This window comes from Streptomyces sp. NPDC005784, assembly GCF_042871525.1.
Lineage (GTDB): Bacteria > Actinomycetota > Actinomycetes > Streptomycetales > Streptomycetaceae > Streptomyces.
In genome coordinates this window covers 63,662-81,548 of sequence record NZ_JBIAIQ010000035.1, presented here as the reverse complement: position 1 = coordinate 81,548, position 17,887 = coordinate 63,662, and the positions used below count along the sequence as shown (strand labels likewise).

The 17,887-nt window shown below is 69.6% G+C and carries 12 protein-coding genes; 8 read left to right on the top strand and 4 right to left on the bottom strand.

What is annotated here, in order from left to right:
* Positions 1-98 precede the first annotated feature (98 nt).
* The 3 genes from ACFYR3_RS36050 to ACFYR3_RS36040 all read left to right on the top strand — a co-directional run bounded on the left by ACFYR3_RS36050 (position 99) and on the right by ACFYR3_RS36040 (position 2,986).
* Positions 99-1,025 (top strand): ComF family protein, encoded by a 927-nt coding sequence (locus tag ACFYR3_RS36050; RefSeq protein WP_389286171.1) that lies wholly within the window; start codon positions 99-101, stop codon positions 1,023-1,025.
* A 316-nt stretch (positions 1,026-1,341) separates the two neighbouring features.
* Positions 1,342-2,034: a ribosome hibernation-promoting factor, HPF/YfiA family gene (gene hpf, locus ACFYR3_RS36045; RefSeq protein WP_389286169.1), complete on the top strand. Its 693-nt coding sequence runs from the start codon at positions 1,342-1,344 to the stop codon at positions 2,032-2,034.
* A 205-nt stretch (positions 2,035-2,239) separates the two neighbouring features.
* A complete protein-coding gene (locus ACFYR3_RS36040; RefSeq protein WP_355854856.1) occupies positions 2,240-2,986 on the top strand; it encodes a response regulator transcription factor in 747 nt (248 codons plus the stop codon).
* A gap of 96 nt (positions 2,987-3,082) precedes the next feature.
* Here the strand turns inward: ACFYR3_RS36040 and ACFYR3_RS36035 are convergent, their stop codons facing one another.
* Both ACFYR3_RS36035 and ACFYR3_RS36030 read right to left on the bottom strand, forming a co-directional pair.
* The gene (locus ACFYR3_RS36035; RefSeq protein WP_355854859.1) at positions 3,083-4,336 is read right to left on the bottom strand and encodes a DNA glycosylase AlkZ-like family protein; all 1,254 of its coding nucleotides are present in this window, start codon (positions 4,334-4,336) and stop codon (positions 3,083-3,085) included.
* 134 nt (positions 4,337-4,470) lie between these two features.
* Entirely contained in the window at positions 4,471-5,037 is a 567-nt protein-coding gene (locus tag ACFYR3_RS36030; RefSeq protein ID WP_355854862.1) for a GNAT family N-acetyltransferase, read from the bottom strand.
* A 244-nt stretch (positions 5,038-5,281) separates the two neighbouring features.
* Between ACFYR3_RS36030 and secA the strand changes: the two genes are divergently transcribed.
* A complete protein-coding gene (gene secA / locus ACFYR3_RS36025) occupies positions 5,282-8,125 on the top strand; it encodes a preprotein translocase subunit SecA (RefSeq protein WP_355854864.1) in 2,844 nt (947 codons plus the stop codon).
* Positions 8,126-8,262: 137 nt separating this feature from the next.
* On the opposite strand, the gene ACFYR3_RS36020 is transcribed toward secA, so the two are convergent.
* Positions 8,263-9,087, bottom strand: a complete 825-nt coding sequence (locus ACFYR3_RS36020) for an Rv3235 family protein (RefSeq protein WP_355854867.1) — start codon at positions 9,085-9,087, stop codon at positions 8,263-8,265.
* A 369-nt stretch (positions 9,088-9,456) separates the two neighbouring features.
* On the opposite strand from ACFYR3_RS36020, the gene ACFYR3_RS36015 reads away from it, so the two are divergent.
* Positions 9,457-9,972 carry a DUF6912 family protein gene (locus ACFYR3_RS36015; RefSeq protein ID WP_355854870.1) on the top strand — a complete coding sequence of 172 codons (516 nt, stop codon included), beginning with the start codon at positions 9,457-9,459 and terminating at the stop codon, positions 9,970-9,972.
* Between the two features lie 57 nt (positions 9,973-10,029).
* Positions 10,030-10,695 carry an HAD family hydrolase gene (locus tag ACFYR3_RS36010; protein WP_355854873.1) on the top strand — a complete coding sequence of 222 codons (666 nt, stop codon included), beginning with the start codon at positions 10,030-10,032 and terminating at the stop codon, positions 10,693-10,695.
* Between the two features lie 239 nt (positions 10,696-10,934).
* On the opposite strand, the gene ACFYR3_RS36005 is transcribed toward ACFYR3_RS36010, so the two are convergent.
* Complete coding sequence (locus tag ACFYR3_RS36005; protein ID WP_355854875.1) at positions 10,935-11,501, bottom strand: DJ-1/PfpI family protein; 567 nt, start codon at positions 11,499-11,501, stop codon at positions 10,935-10,937.
* Between the two features lie 626 nt (positions 11,502-12,127).
* On the opposite strand from ACFYR3_RS36005, the gene ACFYR3_RS36000 reads away from it, so the two are divergent.
* Both ACFYR3_RS36000 and ACFYR3_RS35995 read left to right on the top strand, forming a co-directional pair.
* Positions 12,128-17,068: an NAD-glutamate dehydrogenase gene (locus ACFYR3_RS36000; protein ID WP_355854877.1), complete on the top strand. Its 4,941-nt coding sequence runs from the start codon at positions 12,128-12,130 to the stop codon at positions 17,066-17,068.
* Positions 17,069-17,478: 410 nt separating this feature from the next.
* A complete protein-coding gene (locus ACFYR3_RS35995; RefSeq protein ID WP_355854880.1) occupies positions 17,479-17,868 on the top strand; it encodes a GtrA family protein in 390 nt (129 codons plus the stop codon).
* The last annotated feature ends 19 nt before the right edge of the window (positions 17,869-17,887 follow it).

Sequence of the window (17,887 nt, the reverse complement as noted above, 5' to 3'; positions counted from 1 at the left end):
CGCCCGGGCACGGTTGCTCCCGGAGTTGTCCACAGGCGGCTTTCCGCGGTTTTCCACAGGGGTGGCCGAGCGGGCCGCGCGTTGGCACAGTGGTGGCCATGCGGGGGTGGTGGCAGGACCTCACGGATCTGGTGCTGCCGGCCGAGTGCGGAGGCTGTGGGAGGCCTCGCGCGGTGCTCTGCCCCGAGTGCCGTGCAGCCCTGAGCGGGGCCGCTCCGTGCCGGGTGCGGCCGGTGCCCGAGCCGGCGGGGCTGTCCGTGGTGCACGCGGCGGCTCCCTACGAGGACGAGGTGCGGGCCGTGCTCCTCGCCCACAAGGAACGGGGTGCCCTGGCACTGGCGGCACCCCTGGGAGTGGCCCTCGCGGGGGCCGTGCGGGCAGGTCTGGGGCCGGTACGACGTCCTGGTCCGGCCGGGCGGCCGACGGCTCCGGAGGGGCGGCTGAGGCTCGGGAAGGGGGAAGCGTGGGGCGAGCGGGACAGGTCGGAGACCGGTGGTGCGATGGTCGGGGCGACCGGGACGGGAGACGGGCCCGTGCTGCTCGTACCCGTGCCATCGGCGCGGCGGGCGGTTCGGGCGCGGGGGCATGATCCGGCGCGGCGGATCGCGCTCGCGGCGGCGGGCGAGCTGAGGCGCGCGGGAACGCCGGCCCGGGTGCTCGGTGTGCTGCGGCAGCGACGTGCCGTGGCCGACCAGTCGGGGCTGGACTCCCGGCAGCGGCTGGAGAATCTGGCGGGCGCCCTGGAGGTCGTCGCCGGAGGTGAGCGGCTGCTGGCCGAAGGAGGCCGGGTCGTACTGGTGGACGACCTGATGACGACGGGGGCGACGTTGGCGGAGGCGGCGCGGGCCGTACGGGCAGCTCAGTCGGGTGTGCGCGCGCTGCGATGGACGGGTGAGAGGACGGGACGGGCCGAGGTGTACGGGCGGAACGCGGGTAGGGAGCAGGCCGGAGGAACGAGCGGTGACACGGTCTGCTCGGCCGTGGTCGCCGCACCGCCGGCCGCTTTCGAAAAAAACCGGAACTGACCAAGAACTTGCATCGTTGCAGGTAATGAGTGGGTCAATTCACCTGAACGGAGGTACGTATCAGTAGAGGGTGACGACATCCGTCTGGGCGAGATATGTTCGGTTGTGAGGCAATGGCGCAGGCCGTACCTCGCGCATCCGAGTGCCGAACCGCGGGTTTCCAGCAATCACCCGCATCGGTTGGGGTGGAGATCTTGTCCTTGGGGGAGGAGGAGGTGAAAGTCACCGAGTCCGAGGCTCCGGTGCTCACCGGGGCCTGGTGCAAAAGGGAGATGCTCCGCCAGTGGAGCGGGGCTATCCGGGAACGGAGTTCTGCGTGGACATCGTCGTCAAGGGCCGCAAGACCGAGGTGCCCGAGCGGTTCCGCAAGCACGTGGCCGAGAAGCTGAAGCTGGAGAAGATCCAGAAGCTCGATGGCAAGGTGATCAGCCTCGACGTCGAGGTGTCCAAGGAGCCCAACCCCCGACAGGCCGACCGCAGTGACCGAGTGGAGATCACGCTCCACTCCCGCGGACCGGTGATCCGGGCGGAGGCAGCGGCAAGCGACGCGTATGCAGCACTCGACCTGGCCGCGGACAAGCTCGAGGCCCGGCTGCGCAAGCAGCACGACAAGCGCTACACCCGCCGTGGCAACGGCAGGATCTCGGCAGCCGAGGTCGCCGACGTCGTCCCTGGTGCCGCGACCCTGAACGGCAACGGCAGCGTCGTCCACGACGAGGAGCCGGACGCCGTGCCCACCAAGAAGATCGGCTCTCTCGAGATCATGGGCGAAGGCCCCTGTGTCGTCCGCGAGAAGACCCACGTGGCCGCACCGATGACGCTCGACCAGGCGCTCTACGAAATGGAGCTGGTCGGGCACGACTTCTACCTCTTCGTCGACTCCGAGACAAAGGAGCCCAGCGTCGTCTACCGGCGGCACGCGTACGACTACGGCGTAATCCACCTCAGTACGGACCCGATGGTCACCCAGGGCGGAGCGGACGCGCCGGGCGGCGCGCTCGGCGGCTGACCATCCCCGGTGACGGCTGAGCCGGTGCCCCTGGAACGCGAGTGCGCCCCCAGGGGCACCGGTGTGCGACCACTTCACGTCCCGCTCTGTCCCCCCGCCGACGGCCGGGCATGGAATCATGGCCGGACCGGCCCAACCGGTGGGCCGTTGCCTTGGGTTGGCGATGGCACGGAAACACGGGCCACGGCCTTCAGGGGGAGGAACGATGGCGGACAGCTTCGGACCGATGCGTGCCGGTGATGCCGACGACGGAGTCGTCGCCACCGGCCTGGACGTGGGCTCTTCACGCAAGGAGCCCATCCGGGTCCTCGTCGTGGACGACCACGCCCTCTTCCGCCGCGGTCTGGAGATCGTGCTCGCGGCCGAGGAGGACATCCAGGTCGTCGGCGAGGCAGGGGACGGGGCGGAGGCGGTCGACAAGGCTGCCGACCTGCTGCCCGACATCGTGCTGATGGACGTACGGATGCCCAAGCGCGGCGGTATCGAGGCGTGCACCTCCATCAAGGAGGTGGCCCCCAGCGCGAAGATCATCATGCTGACGATCAGTGACGAGGAGGCCGACCTCTACGACGCGATCAAGGCCGGTGCGACCGGGTATCTCCTCAAGGAGATCTCCACGGACGAGGTGGCCACGGCCATTCGCGCGGTGGCCGACGGCCAGTCGCAGATCAGCCCGTCGATGGCGTCGAAACTCCTCACCGAGTTCAAGTCGATGATCCAGCGGACGGACGAGCGCCGGCTGGTGCCCGCGCCGCGGCTCACCGATCGCGAGCTGGAGGTCCTCAAGCTCGTGGCCACGGGGATGAACAACCGCGACATCGCCAAGGAACTGTTCATCTCCGAGAACACCGTGAAGAACCATGTACGCAACATCCTGGAGAAGCTGCAGCTGCACTCCAGGATGGAAGCGGTGGTGTACGCGATGCGGGAGAAGATCCTCGAGATCCGCTAGACGTCACTCGAATGGCCTGGCCGGGCGTCCCCCGAAGACGCCGCCGGGTGCCACCCGAGGACTCCGCCAGGTGCCACCCGAGGACTCCGTAAGACATCACCCCAGGATGCGGACGAGCTCCGCTATGAGCGGCTCGCGCAGATCCGGGGCTTCCACCCGCTCGACCCGCACCTCCGTGCAGTCCACCCAGCTCGCGGCCTCCGCCAGGGCCTGAGCCACCGCCGGGACCGCCTTGGCGCCGTCCAGGGTGACCTGCTTGGCGACCAGCGTGCGGCCCTCCCGGGCCGGGTCCACCCGGCCGACTAGCCGGCCGCCGGCGAGGACCGGCATCGCGAAGTAGCCGTGGATACGCTTCGGCTTGGGTGTGTACGCCTCCAGGCGGTGCGTGAAATCGAAGATCCGCTCCGTGCGCGCCCGCTCCCAGACGAGGGAGTCGAACGGCGACAGGAGCGTCGTACGGTGACGGCCGCGCGGGGTCGTCTCCAGCGCCACCGGGTCCGCCCACGCGTCTCCCGCCGGTCTTCCGCCGAGGCTTCGGGCGCCGCCCTTTCCGGCGGCGGGCCTGCCCCAGCCCTCCACCGTCACGGGGACCAGGCCCGAGTCCGCGATCACTGCGTCGACCTGCTCCAGCTTGAGGCGGTGGTAGTCGGCGATGTCCGCGCGGGTGCCGACGCCGAGAGACTGGCCGGCAAGGCGGACGAGGCGGCGCAGGCACTCCGCGTCGTCCAGCTCGTCGTGAAGCAGCTGCTTGGGGATGGCGCGCTCCGCGAGGTCGTAGACCCGCTTCCAGCCGCGCCGCTCCACGCAGACCACCTCGCCGTACATCAGCGCGCGTTCGACGGCGACCTTGGTGCCCGACCAGTCCCACCACTCGCTGGTCTTCTTCGCCCCGCCCAAGTCCGTGGCCGTGAGGGGGCCTTCGGCGCGCAGCTGCTTGACGACCTGGTCGTAGGCGCCGTCGGGCAGGTCGTGGTTCCAGTGCGGGCGGGCACGGTAGGCGCGGCGGCGGAACGCGAAGTGGGGCCACTCCTCCACGGGCAGGATGCAGGCCGCATGGGACCAGTACTCGAACGCGTGCGGTGCCGGGGGTGTGTCGGCGGGCGGCGCGGACGTCCAGTAGGCCTGCTCGACGGTCTTGCGGCCGACGGCGCCGAGACGGGCGTACGGAATCAGCTCGTGGGAGCGGGCGAGGACGGAGATCGTGTCGAGCTGGACCGCGCCGAGGTGCCGCAGGACTCCGCGGACGCCCGCCCCGCGGTCCGGGGCGCCCAGGAGACCCTGCGCCCGCAGGGCGATGCGGCGGGCTTCGTCCGCGGAGAGTTCGGCGGTGGGACGCGGGAGACTCGTCATGCCCACACGTTAGGCCGTGCCACTGACAACGGGGGACGGGTGGGGCGACCGCCCCGACGCGGGTGCCGGAACCGGCGCCGGGAGCGGGAGCCGGGAGCCGACGTCCGGAACCGGCGCGGGCCCCGGTACGGCCCTCATCTGGCCGGCAGGTACGGCGCCGTCGACGGGAGGCCCAGGTCCGACGGGAGCAGCGAGCCCACCCAGCAGTCCCTGCGTACGCCCTTGTTGTTGATGGCGGAGCGGAGAGTCCCCTCGATGGTGAAACCGGCGCGTTCGGCGACCGCGCGGGAGCCGGTGTTGCCGACCTCGGCCCGCCATTCGACCCGGTCGACGGACAGGTCGGTGAAGGCCCAGCGGGAGGCGGCGACAGCGGCTTCGGCGATGTAGCCGTTGCCGCGGTGCTCCTTCGTCGCCCAGTAGCCGACCTCGCCGACGCCCAGGGAGCGCATGGTGATGGAGAGCATGCCCACCAGCTCCCCGGAGGGGAGGAAGACACCGAAGGCGAAGGCGGCGCCGTCCGCCCAGCCCTCGGGCACTATCTGGTCCGTGAAGCCCGTCGCGTGCTCACGCAGATAGGGCGACGGGATCGTGGTCCAGCGCTGGATGTCGGGATCCTGGGCCGCCTCGTAGACGGCGTCGGTGTCGGCCACGCCCACGGCGCGCAGGACGAGACGGTCGGTGGTCAGCGTGACGGGGTCCATCGGCCGATTCTGCTCGGGCATCCGGAAGGACGCCATTCCTTTGCCCTGAGTGAAGGGTTCGCTACTTTTCGCTGTGAGGACGCGGCACCTTCGGTAACCCCTGCCCGTTGTCCTAGTGGCTGTCACGGGCAGACCTCCCGGCGCGGTGTCGTCCTCGCTTACGATGGCCGTTGCTCAAGCTGTGATTTGAAACTGTCATTGAAACCGACCGTCCCAGGCCCGACCGGCAAGGAGACAAACCCCCGTGTCCGTCCTCTCAAAGATCATGCGTGCAGGCGAAGGCAAGATCCTGCGCAAACTGCACCGCATCGCGGACCAGGTCAACTCCATCGAAGAGGACTTCGTCAACCTCTCCGACGCCGAGCTGAGGGCCCTCACCGATGAGTACAAGCAGCGGTACGCCGACGGCGAAAGCCTCGACGACCTGCTGCCCGAGGCCTTCGCCACCGTCCGTGAGGCTGCCAAGCGCGCTCTTGGCCAGCGCCACTACGACGTGCAGATGATGGGTGGCGCCGCGCTCCACCTCGGCTATGTCGCGGAGATGAAGACCGGTGAGGGCAAGACCCTCGTCGGCACCCTGCCCGCGTATCTGAACGCGCTCTCCGGAGCCGGTGTCCACCTCATCACGGTCAACGACTACCTGGCCGAGCGCGACTCCGAAATGATGGGCCGCGTCCACAAGTTCCTCGGCCTCGAAGTCGGCTGCATCCTCGCCAACATGACTCCGGCCCAGCGCCGCGAGCAGTACGCGTGCGACATCACGTACGGCACGAACAACGAGTTCGGCTTCGACTACCTGCGCGACAACATGGCGTGGGCCCAGGACGAACTCGTCCAGCGCGGCCACAACTTCGCGATCGTCGACGAGGTCGACTCCATCCTCGTCGACGAGGCCCGTACGCCGCTGATCATCTCCGGCCCGGCGGACCAGGCCACCAAGTGGTACGGCGACTTCGCCAAGCTGGTCACCCGCCTCAAGAAGGGTGAGCCCGGCAACTCCCTGAAGGGCATCGAGGAGACCGGCGACTACGAGGTCGACGAGAAGAAGCGCACCGTCGCCATCCACGAGCCCGGCGTCGCCAAGGTCGAGGACTGGCTGGGCATCGACAACCTCTACGAGTCGGTGAACACCCCGCTCGTCGGTTACCTGAACAACGCCATCAAGGCGAAGGAACTGTTCAAGAAGGACAAGGACTACGTCGTCATCGACGGCGAAGTCATGATCGTCGACGAGCACACCGGCCGTATCCTCGCCGGCCGCCGTTACAACGAGGGCATGCACCAGGCGATCGAGGCGAAGGAAGGGGTGGACATCAAGGACGAGAACCAGACGCTCGCCACGATCACCCTCCAGAACTTCTTCCGCCTCTACAAGCGCCACGACCACAACGGCAAGGAAATGCCCGGTCTCTCCGGCATGACCGGTACGGCGATGACCGAGGCCGCCGAGTTCCACCAGATCTACAAGCTCGGCGTCGTCCCGATCCCGACCAACAGGCCGATGGTCCGCAAGGACCAGTCCGACCTGATCTACCGCACCGAGGTCGCGAAGTTCGAGGCGGTCGTCGACGACATCGCCGAGAAGCACGAGAAGGGCCAGCCGATCCTGGTCGGCACCACCTCGGTCGAGAAGTCCGAGTACCTCTCGCAGCAGCTCTCCAAGCGCGGTATCCAGCACGAGGTGCTGAACGCGAAGCAGCACGACCGAGAGGCGACGATCGTCGCCCAGGCCGGCCGCAGGGGCGCCGTCACGGTCGCCACGAACATGGCCGGCCGCGGTACGGACATCAAGCTCGGCGGCAACCCGGACGACCTCGCCGAGGCGGAGCTGCGCCAGCGCGGCCTCGACCCCGAGGAGCACATCGAGGAGTGGGCGCACGCCCTGCCCGCCGCCCTCGAGCGTGCCGAGAAGGCGGTCAAGGCGGAGTTCGAAGAGGTCAAGGACCTCGGCGGCCTCTACGTGCTCGGCACCGAGCGCCACGAGTCGCGGCGTATCGACAACCAGCTGCGCGGTCGTTCCGGCCGTCAGGGCGACCCGGGCGAGTCCCGGTTCTACCTCTCCCTGGGCGACGACCTGATGCGCCTCTTCAAGGCACAGATGGTCGAGCGCGTCATGTCGATGGCGAACGTGCCGGACGACGTGCCGATCGAGAACAAGATGGTCACCCGTGCCATCGCGTCCGCCCAGTCGCAGGTCGAGCAGCAGAACTTCGAGACCCGCAAGAACGTTCTGAAGTACGACGAGGTGCTCAACCGGCAGCGCGAGGTCATCTACGGCGAGCGCCGTCGCGTCCTGGAGGGCGAGGACCTCGAGGAGCAGATCCAGCACTTCATGGACGACACCATCGACGCCTACATCGGGGCCGAGACCGCCGAGGGCTTCGCCGAGGAGTGGGACCTCGACCGGCTGTGGGGCGCCTTCAAGCAGCTCTACCCGGTGAAGGTCACCGTCGATGAGATGGAGGAGACTGTCGGCGACCGTGCCGGTCTGACCGCCGAGTTCATCTCCGAGTCCATCAAGGACGACATCCACGACCAGTACGCGGCCCGTGAGGAGCAGCTCGGCTCCGAGATCATGCGAGAGCTGGAGCGCCGGGTCGTGCTGTCGGTCCTGGACCGCAAGTGGCGCGAGCACCTCTACGAGATGGACTACCTCCAGGAGGGCATCGGCCTGCGTGCGATGGCCCAGAAGGACCCGCTGGTCGAGTACCAGCGCGAGGGCTTCGACATGTTCGGCGCCATGATGGACGGCATCAAGGAGGAGTCCGTCGGCTACCTGTTCAACCTGGAGGTCCAGGTCGAGCAGCAGGTCGAGGAGGTCCTGGTCGAGGACTCCGCGCCGTCCCTCGCCAAGAAGGAAGCGGTCCCCGCGGGTGGGATGCGACCCGAGATCCGCGCCAAGGGGCTCGACGCCCCGCAGCGGCCGGACCGGCTGCACTTCTCCGCGCCGACCGTGGACGGCGAGGGTGGCGTCATCGAGGGTGACTTCGCCAGCGACGACGAGCCGGTGCGCTCCGAGGCGGACGGCCTCACGCGCGCGGAGCGCCGCAAGGCGCAGAAGGGCGCGGCGCGTCGCCGCAAGAAGTGAGTGAGGGTCGCGGGTGGCCGGTGACTGCCGCCGCCCGCGACCGGTAACGCGGGAAGGGCCGGGCACCTGGTGCCCGGCCCTTCGCGTTTCCCGAGGCCACGAGACCGGAGCCGTTCAGTCCTTCGGGTGGGGCATGTTCAGTCCTTCGGGTGGGGCATACGGGGGCCGCCGAGTTCGATCGCTGTGCAGCGCCAGCGGAGGTCGGGGCCCTGCTCCAGCCGGAAGGCCATGGCGCGGAGCTGGTCGCCTGCGCCGATGCGGGCGAAGGCCTCGACGGCGCCGGGGCGCGCGACGTAGTAGCCGATGTCCCGCACGACGGGGCGGGCGCCGCGGGTGCGGAGGGGGCCGCGTTCGGCGAGCCAGGCGAGTTCGTCGTAGGCGCGGCCCGCGGTGTGGCGCAGCATGCAGTGGACGGGGCGCGCACCGCTCAGTACGGCCAGCAGACGCTCGGCGAAGACGTCGGTGGGACGGAGCTGGGGAGCGGGGCGCCGAGTCGCTTCGGCGGATGTCGTGGCGAGCGGCCGGGCCCCGCCACGCGCGGTCGCCGGGGACCGGCTGCCGGCCGGTCCCCCCGACGGGTGGCCCGTGCTGTGTGCCGCCGTCGGATCGCCGGTGGCTGGTGCCGCTGCCGCCGACGAGCGGCTTCCGGCCGCCACCGCCGCCGCTGCCGCCTCGCCCGTGGCCCTGCCCGGTACCGCGTCCGGTCGGCCCGTGGCCAGGTCTGCCGCGTCAGGGCGGCCCTTCGCCGGGGACGGGCGGGTCGGAGGCTGTGAGGGTGCCACGGCGTTCGTGGGGCGTGCGGGGGACGAGCCCGTGTCCTGTGGCGGGCTGCCGCCCGGGGGCCTGGTGGGGGTGCCCGAGCCCGGGGTGCGGGGTGGGGTGCTGCCGGGGCGGCGGGTGTCCTGACGGCCGGGCGGACGGGTGCCCGGGTGGCGCCCTGTCCTGGTCATCACCTTGTTCATACGTCGTCCCCGCTCGTCGTTGGGCCGATTGATACCGGTCGGTAACTTTCGTGTTGGGGATCTTGTACGAGGCGGGAACGGGGCCGCGCAAGGACGGCGGGCGCGCGTCGCGGCGGCCGGAGAGTTCACCTATCAGGGTTGCCGGGAGGGGCAGGACCCTTGGCGGCAAAGGGGAGCGCCGGGTGAATCGCGGGCCCGGAGTTGACGCTGCGGAGGGCGCGGCCGGGAACTCGAAAGGGGACGCCCGCACGTATCCTGAAGGCCCTCCCCGGAGGCGCGGGAACGCCCTCCCCGGAGGCGCGGGAACGCCCTCCCCGGAGTGCTCGGACTGCGTGACCCTCGGAGCCCCGACTACGAAAGCGGCCAGCCATGCGCGTCTACGTCCCCCTGACCCTCTCCGGTCTCGCCGAGGCGTACAAGACGGGAGAGCTGGAGGCGGGGCCGTTCGTCGCGTACGCGGTCACACCCGCCTTGCGCGAGTGGTACCTCTCCGACGACATCGAGGAACTGGAGTACGCGGCGCTGAGCCGTGCCGCGCTGGCCTCGCTGCGGCTCCTGGCGGTCGATCCGGGGGCCGTACGGCGCCGGGTCGTCGTCGCGGTCGACGTTCCGGACCGGGCCGCGGCCGCCGACCCCGACCGGGGGCTCGACCCCTCGGCGCTCGGCGAGGTGCGGGTCTCCCAGGATGTGCCGCTCTCCAAGGCGGCCGCCGTGCACGTCGACTCGGTGGACGCCGAGGCGGATGTGACCGCGGCGGCGGACGCGCTGGGCGCGGCGGACGTAGGGGACGACGACGCGCAGTTCGTGGTCGACGGGGCCGAGGACCACGTACTGCTGTGGTTCGCCACGCAGGAGATTCCCAACCTGGTCGGACTCGGGGAGTAACCGCCCGGTTTCCGCCCGCGATGAAGTGTTGTCAGTGGCGGCGGGTACTTTCTTGGTATGGGGAAGCAAGGAAACGCGCACATTGTGTGGGACTGGAACGGCACGCTGTTCCACGACAATGACGCGATCATCGGGGCGACGAACGCGGCATTCGCCGAACTGGGTCTTGAGCCGATCACGCTGGAGCGGTACCGGACGTTGTACTGCGTGCCCGTGCCGAAGTTCTACGAGCGGCTGATGGGTCGGCTGCCCACGGACGCCGAGTGGCAGATCATGGACGACACGTTCCAGCGGTACTACACGGAGCACCGCAGAGCGTGCGAGCTCACCGCCGGGGTGCCCGCACTGCTCGCCGGCTGGGAAGCGGCGGGTCGCAGTCAGTCACTCCTGAGCATGTACGGGCACGAGGAACTGGTTCCGCTGGTGCGGGGCTTCGGGATCGAGCCGCACTTCGTACGGGTCGACGGGCGGACCGGGCCCTCCGGCGGCAGCAAGGCCGAGCACATGGTGCGGCACCTCGGGGCGATCGCGGGGGTCGAACCGGCCCGCGTGGTGGTGATCGGCGACGCCGTGGACGACGCGATGGCCGCCCGGCATGTCGGGGCCGGGGCGGTTCTCTACACCGGGGGTTCCCACAGTCGCGCCAGCCTGGAGGAGGCCGGCGTTCCCGTGGTGGACAGCCTGGAGGAGGCCGTCGAGGAGGCCGGGCGACTGGCGGCCTGAGCGCCTGCCCAGACGTTGGCTGGAGGTCTGTCCAGGCGCCGGCCTGAAGGTCTGTCCAGAGGCCGGCCTGAAGGTCTGCCCAGACGCCTGCCTGGAGGTCTGTCCAGAAGCCTGCCTGAGGTCTGGCCAGGAGCTCGCTGGAAGGTCTGCGCCGGAGGGCTTGCCACGAGGGGCGGTCCGGGAGCCGCACGAAAGCCGCGCGGGGGGCCGTGTGCCAGGCCCCCCCGCGGCCGTGCCCGTCAGTTCACCGGGGCCTTCGAGCGCAGCACCTTGAGGAACTCGCGCATCCAGGCGGAGTGGTCCGGCCAGGCGCGGGCGGATACCAGGGTGCCGTCGACGACGGCCTCCGCGTCCTGGAAGGTCGCGCCCGCCGCCTGCATGTCGAGTTCGAGCGCGGGGTAGGCCGTGACCCGGCGGCCGCTCAGGCTGTCGACGGCCGCGGTCAGCAGGGGACCGTGGCAGATCTGGGCCACCGGCTTGTCCGCGTCGAAGAAGGCCTTCAGGATCTTGCGGAGTTCGAGGTCGTTGCGGAGGTACTCCGGGGCGCGTCCGCCGGGGATGACCAGGGCGACGTACGCGCCCGGGTCGACCTCCGCGAACGCGAGGTCCGCGGGCCAGGTGTAGCCGAGCTTCTCGGTGTAGGTGTCGAAGCCGGGCTCGAAGTCGTGGATCACGAACTGCAGCTTCTTGCGGGTGGGGGCCGCGATGTGGACCTCGTAACCCTCCTCGCGCAGCCGCTGGTAGGGGTAGAGGACTTCCAGTGACTCCGCCGCGTCGCCGGTGACAATGAGGATCTTCGCTGCCATGGTGCTGCGCTCCCGTCGGCCGTCCTTGCGCGTTCCGTTCGCCGTCCCGGTCAACCTGCCTCCGGGGGAGGTGCTTGCCAAGGGGCAGAACACTGCCCGTAGGACGACGGTAGCCCGCAGTCGGCCCACACTGCATGCCATCGCCCCATTCGTCCCTGTGCATAGTGTCAAAGTTCCACCCCCGGTTTTGTACACATACGGCTCATGACGACTCCCGGGTCGGGGGCGATAGCCTGGTGGCGTGATCAGCGCGATATCTCGCGGGGGCATCGTCGCCCCTGCCCCGCGCCCGGAGCGCACGGACGACATCCGTGACCGGGCGGCAATCGCTGATCTTCACGGGCGGGACGGGATCATGGCGACGGCCGTATGCGCGAGCGGAAACGCGGCGAGCGCCGGCGGCAACGCACTCCGTACGTCGATGGCACCCCGGGAACGGACGTCGCCGAGAGCAGCGTCACAGTCTCCGGGGCCGTCGAGAATGGCCGATACCCCCTCGCCCATCTCACCTTGCGGCATAGCGTCGAAGCAGACCGGACACCCCGCGTCACGGCGTTGCGTCGGAAGCGACGAGACCGCACTTCCTTCAACGTCACGCAACGGCGCGCGACAGGAGCCAGAGGACAATGCAGACCAAGCTGGACGAAGCCAAGGCCGAGCTGCTCGAACGGGCCGCCCGGGTAGCTGAGAACAGCCCGGTCGGGGGGCACCTACCGACTGGGACGACGGGCGAGGGCACCCCCGACCGGGACACCGTGCTCGCGTTCCTCCAGCGCTACTACCTGCACACGGCCCCGGAGGACCTCAGCGACCGCGACCCGGTCGATGTCTTCGGAGCGGCCTTCTCCCACTACAGACTGGCCGAGAACCGCCCGCAGGGCACGGCCAACGTGCGCGTGCACACGCCCACCGTCGAGGAGAACGGCTGGACCTGCAGCCACTCCGTCGTCGAGGTGGTCACCGACGACATGCCCTTCCTCGTCGACTCGGTGACCAACGAGCTGTCCCGCCAGGGCCGCGGCATCCACGTCGTCATCCACCCGCAGTTCGTCCTGCGGCGCAACCTCACCGGCGAGCTCATCGAGGTGCTGCCCACGCGGCCCTCCGTCGAGGAGCTGCCGCACGACGCGCACGTCGAGTCGTGGATCCACGTCGAGATCGACCGGGAGACCGACCGGGCCGATCTGAAGCAGATCACCGCGGACCTGCTGCGCGTCCTGTCCGACGTGCGTGAGGCCGTCGAGGACTGGGAGAAGATGCGCGACGCGGCGCTGCGGATCGCGGAGGAGCTCCCGAAGGAGCCGACCGCCGACGATCTGCGCGACCAGGAGGTCGAGGAGGCCCGTGAGCTGCTGCGCTGGCTCTCCGGCGACCACTTCACCTTCCTCGGGTACCGCGAGTACCAGCTGCACGACGACGACTCGCTGGCCGCCGTCCCCGGCACCGGACTCGGCATCCTGCGTTCCGACCCGCCGCACGGCGGCGACGACAGCCACCCCGTCAGCCCGTCCTTCGAGCGGCTGCCCGCGGACGCCCGCGCCAAGGCCCGCGAGCACAAGCTGCTGATCCTGACCAAGGCGAACAGCCGGGCCACCGTGCACCGGCCGTCGTACCTGGACTACGTCGGGGTCAAGAAGTTCGACGAGAACGGTGACGTCATCGGGGAGCGCCGCTTCCTGGGCCTGTTCTCCTCCGCCGCGTACACCGAGTCCGTGCGCCGGGTGCCCGTCGTCCGCCGCAAGGTCGAGGAAGTCCTGCGCGGCGCCGGGTTCTCGCCCAACAGCCACGACGGGCGCGACCTCCTCCAGATCATGGAGACGTACCCGCGCGACGAGCTGTTCCAGACCCCCGCCGACGAGCTCCGGGCGATCGTCACGTCCGTCCTGTACCTCCAGGAGCGGCGCCGGCTGCGTCTCTACCTGCGCCAGGACGAGTACGGGCGCTACTACTCGGCGCTCGTCTACCTTCCGCGCGACCGCTACACCACCGGTGTGCGCCTGCGGATCATCGACATCCTCAAGGAAGAGCTCAACGGCACCAGCGTCGACTTCACGGCCTGGAACACCGAGTCGATCCTGTCCCGGCTGCACTTCGTGGTCCGCGTCGAGCCGGGCACCGAGCTGCCGCAGCTCTCCGACTCCGACAAGGAGCGCATCGAGGCGCGACTCGTCGAGGCCGCCCGCTCCTGGGCCGACGGCTTCGCGGAGGCGCTGACCGCCGAGTGCGGCGAGGAGCGCGCCGCCGAACTGCTGCGCCGGTACGGCAACGCCTTCCCCGAGGGCTACAAGGCCGATCACTCCCCGCGCTCCGCCGTCGCCGACCTGGTCCACCTCCAGGCACTCGGCAAGGAGCCCAGCAGGGACTTCGCGCTCAGCCTGTACGAGCCGGTGGGCGCGGCACCCGGCGAGCGTCGTTTCAAGATCTACCGCACCGGCGAGCAGGTCTCGCTCTCGGCGGTCCTGCCCGCCCTGAACCGCATGGGCGTCGAGGTCACCGACGAGCGGCCGTACGAACTGCGCTGCTCGGACCGTACGACCGCGTGGATCTACGACTTCGGGCTGCGCCTGCCCAAGTCCCTGAACGGCAACGGCGACTCCCTCGGCGACGACGGACGCGAGCGGTTCCAGGAGGCCTTCGCCGCCACCTGGACCGGACAGGCCGAGAACGACGGCTTCAACGCCCTCGTGCTGAGTGCCGGGCTGACCTGGCGGCAGTCGATGGTGCTGCGCGCCTACGCGAAGTACCTGCGCCAGGCCGGTTCCACCTTCAGCCAGGACTACATGGAGGACACCCTCCGGAACAACGTCCACACCACTCGGCTGCTCGTCTCGCTGTTCGAGGCGCGGATGTCGCCGGAGCGCCAGCGCGCCGGCGTCGAGCTGACCGACGCCCTGCTGGAGGAGCTGGACGCCGCGCTCGACCAGGTCGCCTCGCTGGACGAGGACCGGATCCTGCGGTCCTTCCTCAACCTGATCAAGGCGACCCTTCGCACGAACTTCTTCCAGCAGGCGGTCGGCGGCAAGCCGCACGAGTACGTCTCCATGAAGTTCGACCCGACGGCCATCCCGGACCTCCCGGCGCCGCGCCCGGCGTTCGAGATCTGGGTGTACTCGCCGCGCGTCGAGGGTGTGCACCTGCGCTTCGGCAAGGTCGCGCGCGGCGGTCTGCGCTGGTCCGACCGGCGTGAGGACTTCCGCACGGAGATCCTCGGCCTGGTCAAGGCCCAGATGGTGAAGAACACCGTCATCGTGCCGGTCGGCGCCAAGGGCGGCTTCGTCGCCAAGCAGCTGCCCGACCCGTCCGTGGACCGCGACGCCTGGCTGGCCGAGGGCATCCGCAGCTACCGGACCTTCATCTCCGCGCTGCTCGACATCACCGACAACATGGTGGCCGGCGAGATCGTCCCGCCCGCCGACGTCGTCCGGCACGACGAGGACGACACCTACCTCGTGGTCGCCGCGGACAAGGGCACGGCGACGTTCTCGGACATCGCCAACGAGGTCGCCCAGGCGTACGACTTCTGGCTCGGCGACGCCTTCGCCTCCGGCGGTTCCGCCGGATACGACCACAAGAAGATGGGCATCACCGCCCGCGGTGCCTGGGAGTCCGTGAAGCGGCACTTCCGGGAGCTGGGCGTCAACACCCAGACGCAGGACTTCACCGTGGTCGGCGTCGGAGACATGTCCGGCGACGTGTTCGGCAACGGCATGCTGCTCTCCGAGCACATCCGGCTGGTCGCCGCGTTCGACCACCGGCACATCTTCATCGACCCGAACCCGGACGCGGAGACCTCGTACGCCGAGCGCCGCCGCCTCTTCGAACTGCCGCGCTCCTCGTGGGCCGACTACAACACGGAGCTGATCTCGGCCGGCGGCGGCGTCTTCCCGCGCACCGCCAAGGCCATCCCGGTCAACGCGCACGTCCGCGAGGCCCTCGGCCTCGAGTCCGGCGCCGCGAAGATGACGCCGGCCGACCTGATGAAGGCCATCCTCCAGGCGCCCGTCGACCTGCTGTGGAACGGCGGCATCGGCACCTATGTGAAGTCGTCCGCCGAGTCGCACGCGGATGTCGGCGACAAGGCCAACGACGCGATCCGCGTCGACGGCGGCGACCTGCGCGTCAAGGTCGTCGGCGAGGGCGGCAACCTGGGTCTGACCCAGCTCGGCCGGATCGAGTTCGCCCAGCACGGCGGCAAGATCAACACCGATGCCATCGACAACAGCGCGGGCGTGGACACCTCCGACCACGAGGTGAACATCAAGATCCTGCTCAACGCGGTGGTGGCCAACGGCGATCTGACCGTCAAGCAGCGCAACAAGCTGCTCGCCGAGATGACCGACGAGGTCGGCGCCCTGGTGCTGCGCAACAACTACGCGCAGAACACGGCGATCGCCAACGCCCTGGCCCAGTCCCCGAGCATGCTCCACGCCCAGCAGCGATTCCTCCGCCATCTGGTCCGTGAGGGGCACCTCGACCGGGCCCTGGAGTTCCTGCCCAGCGAGCGGCAGATCCGCGAGCGGCTCAACGCCGGTCAGGGTCTGACCGGTCCGGAGACGGCGGTCCTCCTCGCCTACACGAAGATCACGGTCTCCGTCGAGCTGCTCGCCACCTCGCTGCCCGACGACCCGTATCTGCAGAGCCTGCTGCACGCGTACTTCCCGACGGCGCTGCGCGACAGGTTCCGCGAGCAGATCGAAGGGCACGCGCTGAGCCGCGAGATCGTGACGACCGTCCTGGTCAACGACACGGTCAACACGGGCGGTACGAGCTTCCTGCACCGCCTCCGCGAGGAGACGGGTGCCTCGCTGGAGGAGATCGTCCGGGCGCAGACCGCGGCCCGCGCGATCTTCAACTCCAGCGCGGTGTGGGACGGGGTGGAGGCGCTCGACAATGTCGTCGCCGCCGACGTCCAGACCCGGATCCGGCTGCACTCGCGCCGCCTCGTCGAGCGCGGCACGCGCTGGCTGCTCAACAACCGGCCGCAGCCGCTCCAGCTCGCCGAGGCGATCACCTTCTTCAGTGACGGTGTCGAGCAGGTGTGGTCGGAGCTGCCCAAGCTGCTCCGCGGCACGGACCTGGAGTGGTACCAGCAGATCTACGACGAGCTGTCGAGCGCCGGTGTACCGGACGAACTCGCCACGCGCGTGGCCGGGTTCTCCTCCGCCTTCCCGGCGCTGGACATCGTCTCGGTGGCCGACCGCATGGGCAAGGACCCGATGGCCGTCGCCGAGGTCTACTACGACCTCGCCGACCGACTCGGCATCACCCGGCTCATGGACCGCATCATCGAGCTGCCGCGCGCCGACCGCTGGCAGTCCATGGCCCGCGCGTCGATCCGCGAGGACCTGTACGCGGCCCACGCGGCGCTCACGGCGGATGTTCTCGCGGTGGGCAACGGGACCTCCACTCCCGAGCAGCGCTTCGAGGCCTGGCAGGAGAAGAACACGGCCATCCTCGGGCGGGCCCGCACTACCCTGGAGGAGATCCAGGGTTCGGACTCGTTCGACCTCGCCAACCTGTCGGTGGCGATGCGGACGATGCGGACGCTGTTGCGCACGCATTCATAGGCGGTGGTTCCCAAGAGGTAGATCCCGGGCGTTCCTGCCCGGGTGGTACGCGGACGGGGGCGCCCCGGGTCATCACGACCCGGGGCGCCCCCGTTTGCGTATGGGGCACGACCCGGGGCGCCCCCTGCCCCTGTTGCGTGTGGCGCCGCAGTCATTCTTTCTTGCCTGTCTCTGGCGAAACTCCGGCTCGTAATTTACCTATACCTGGTAAATAGGACATTTAGCTTAAGGTTGGCTCTGCTGACGGCCCGACCGGCGGCTTTACCGACGGACAGACGCGTGGAGGATCCGGACCCGTGACAGTGCACCTCACCGAAAGGCGGGCTCCTGTGGCGACTCCGCCCGTCATCGGTCCCCGGAGAGCTCCGAAAGCTCCGAAAGCCCGGAAAGTCAGCCGGCTCGTCCTGGAGGTGGCCCGTTTCTCGGTCGTCGGCGGCAGCGGAGTCGTCGTCAACATCCTCTTCTTCAACCTGGCGCTGCACGGCCTGAAGTGGGCCCCGATGGCCGCCACGGTGGCCGCCAGCTGTGTCGCCATGGGGACGAACTACCTCGGCTTCCGCTTCTTCGCCTACCGGGACCGGGCCTCGCGCACCCGGCGCCAGATCGCCCTCTTCTTCGCGTTCAGCGGGCTCGGTGTCGTCATGGAGAGCGCGTTGTTCTATCTCGGCTATCACGGCCTGGGGATGAACGGTCCGCTCGGCTCGAACATCGCCAAGGCGCTGTCGATCGTGCTGGCCTCGGCGTTCCGCTTCGTGGCGTACCGGACATGGGTCTTCCAACACGCGAAGAACGGCCGATAGCGTCCTTAAACGGGTCGCA

Bases quoted from the DNA above. Each gene is read 5' to 3' on its own strand.
- ACFYR3_RS36000 (WP_355854877.1), top strand. From the start codon at position 12,128: ATGCAGACCAAGCTGGACGAAGCCAAGGCCGAGCTGCTCGAACGGGCC.
- ACFYR3_RS36015 (WP_355854870.1), top strand. From the start codon at position 9,457: ATGCGCGTCTACGTCCCCCTGACCCTCTCCGGTCTCGCCGAGGCGTAC.
- ACFYR3_RS36020 (WP_355854867.1), bottom strand. From the start codon at position 9,087: ATGAACAAGGTGATGACCAGGACAGGGCGCCACCCGGGCACCCGTCCG.
- ACFYR3_RS36010 (WP_355854873.1), top strand. From the start codon at position 10,030: ATGGGGAAGCAAGGAAACGCGCACATTGTGTGGGACTGGAACGGCACG.
- ACFYR3_RS36035 (WP_355854859.1), bottom strand. From the start codon at position 4,336: ATGACGAGTCTCCCGCGTCCCACCGCCGAACTCTCCGCGGACGAAGCC.
- ACFYR3_RS36040 (WP_355854856.1), top strand. From the start codon at position 2,240: ATGGCGGACAGCTTCGGACCGATGCGTGCCGGTGATGCCGACGACGGA.
- ACFYR3_RS36005 (WP_355854875.1), bottom strand. From the start codon at position 11,501: ATGGCAGCGAAGATCCTCATTGTCACCGGCGACGCGGCGGAGTCACTG.
- ACFYR3_RS36050 (WP_389286171.1), top strand. From the start codon at position 99: ATGCGGGGGTGGTGGCAGGACCTCACGGATCTGGTGCTGCCGGCCGAG.
- ACFYR3_RS36030 (WP_355854862.1), bottom strand. From the start codon at position 5,037: ATGGACCCCGTCACGCTGACCACCGACCGTCTCGTCCTGCGCGCCGTG.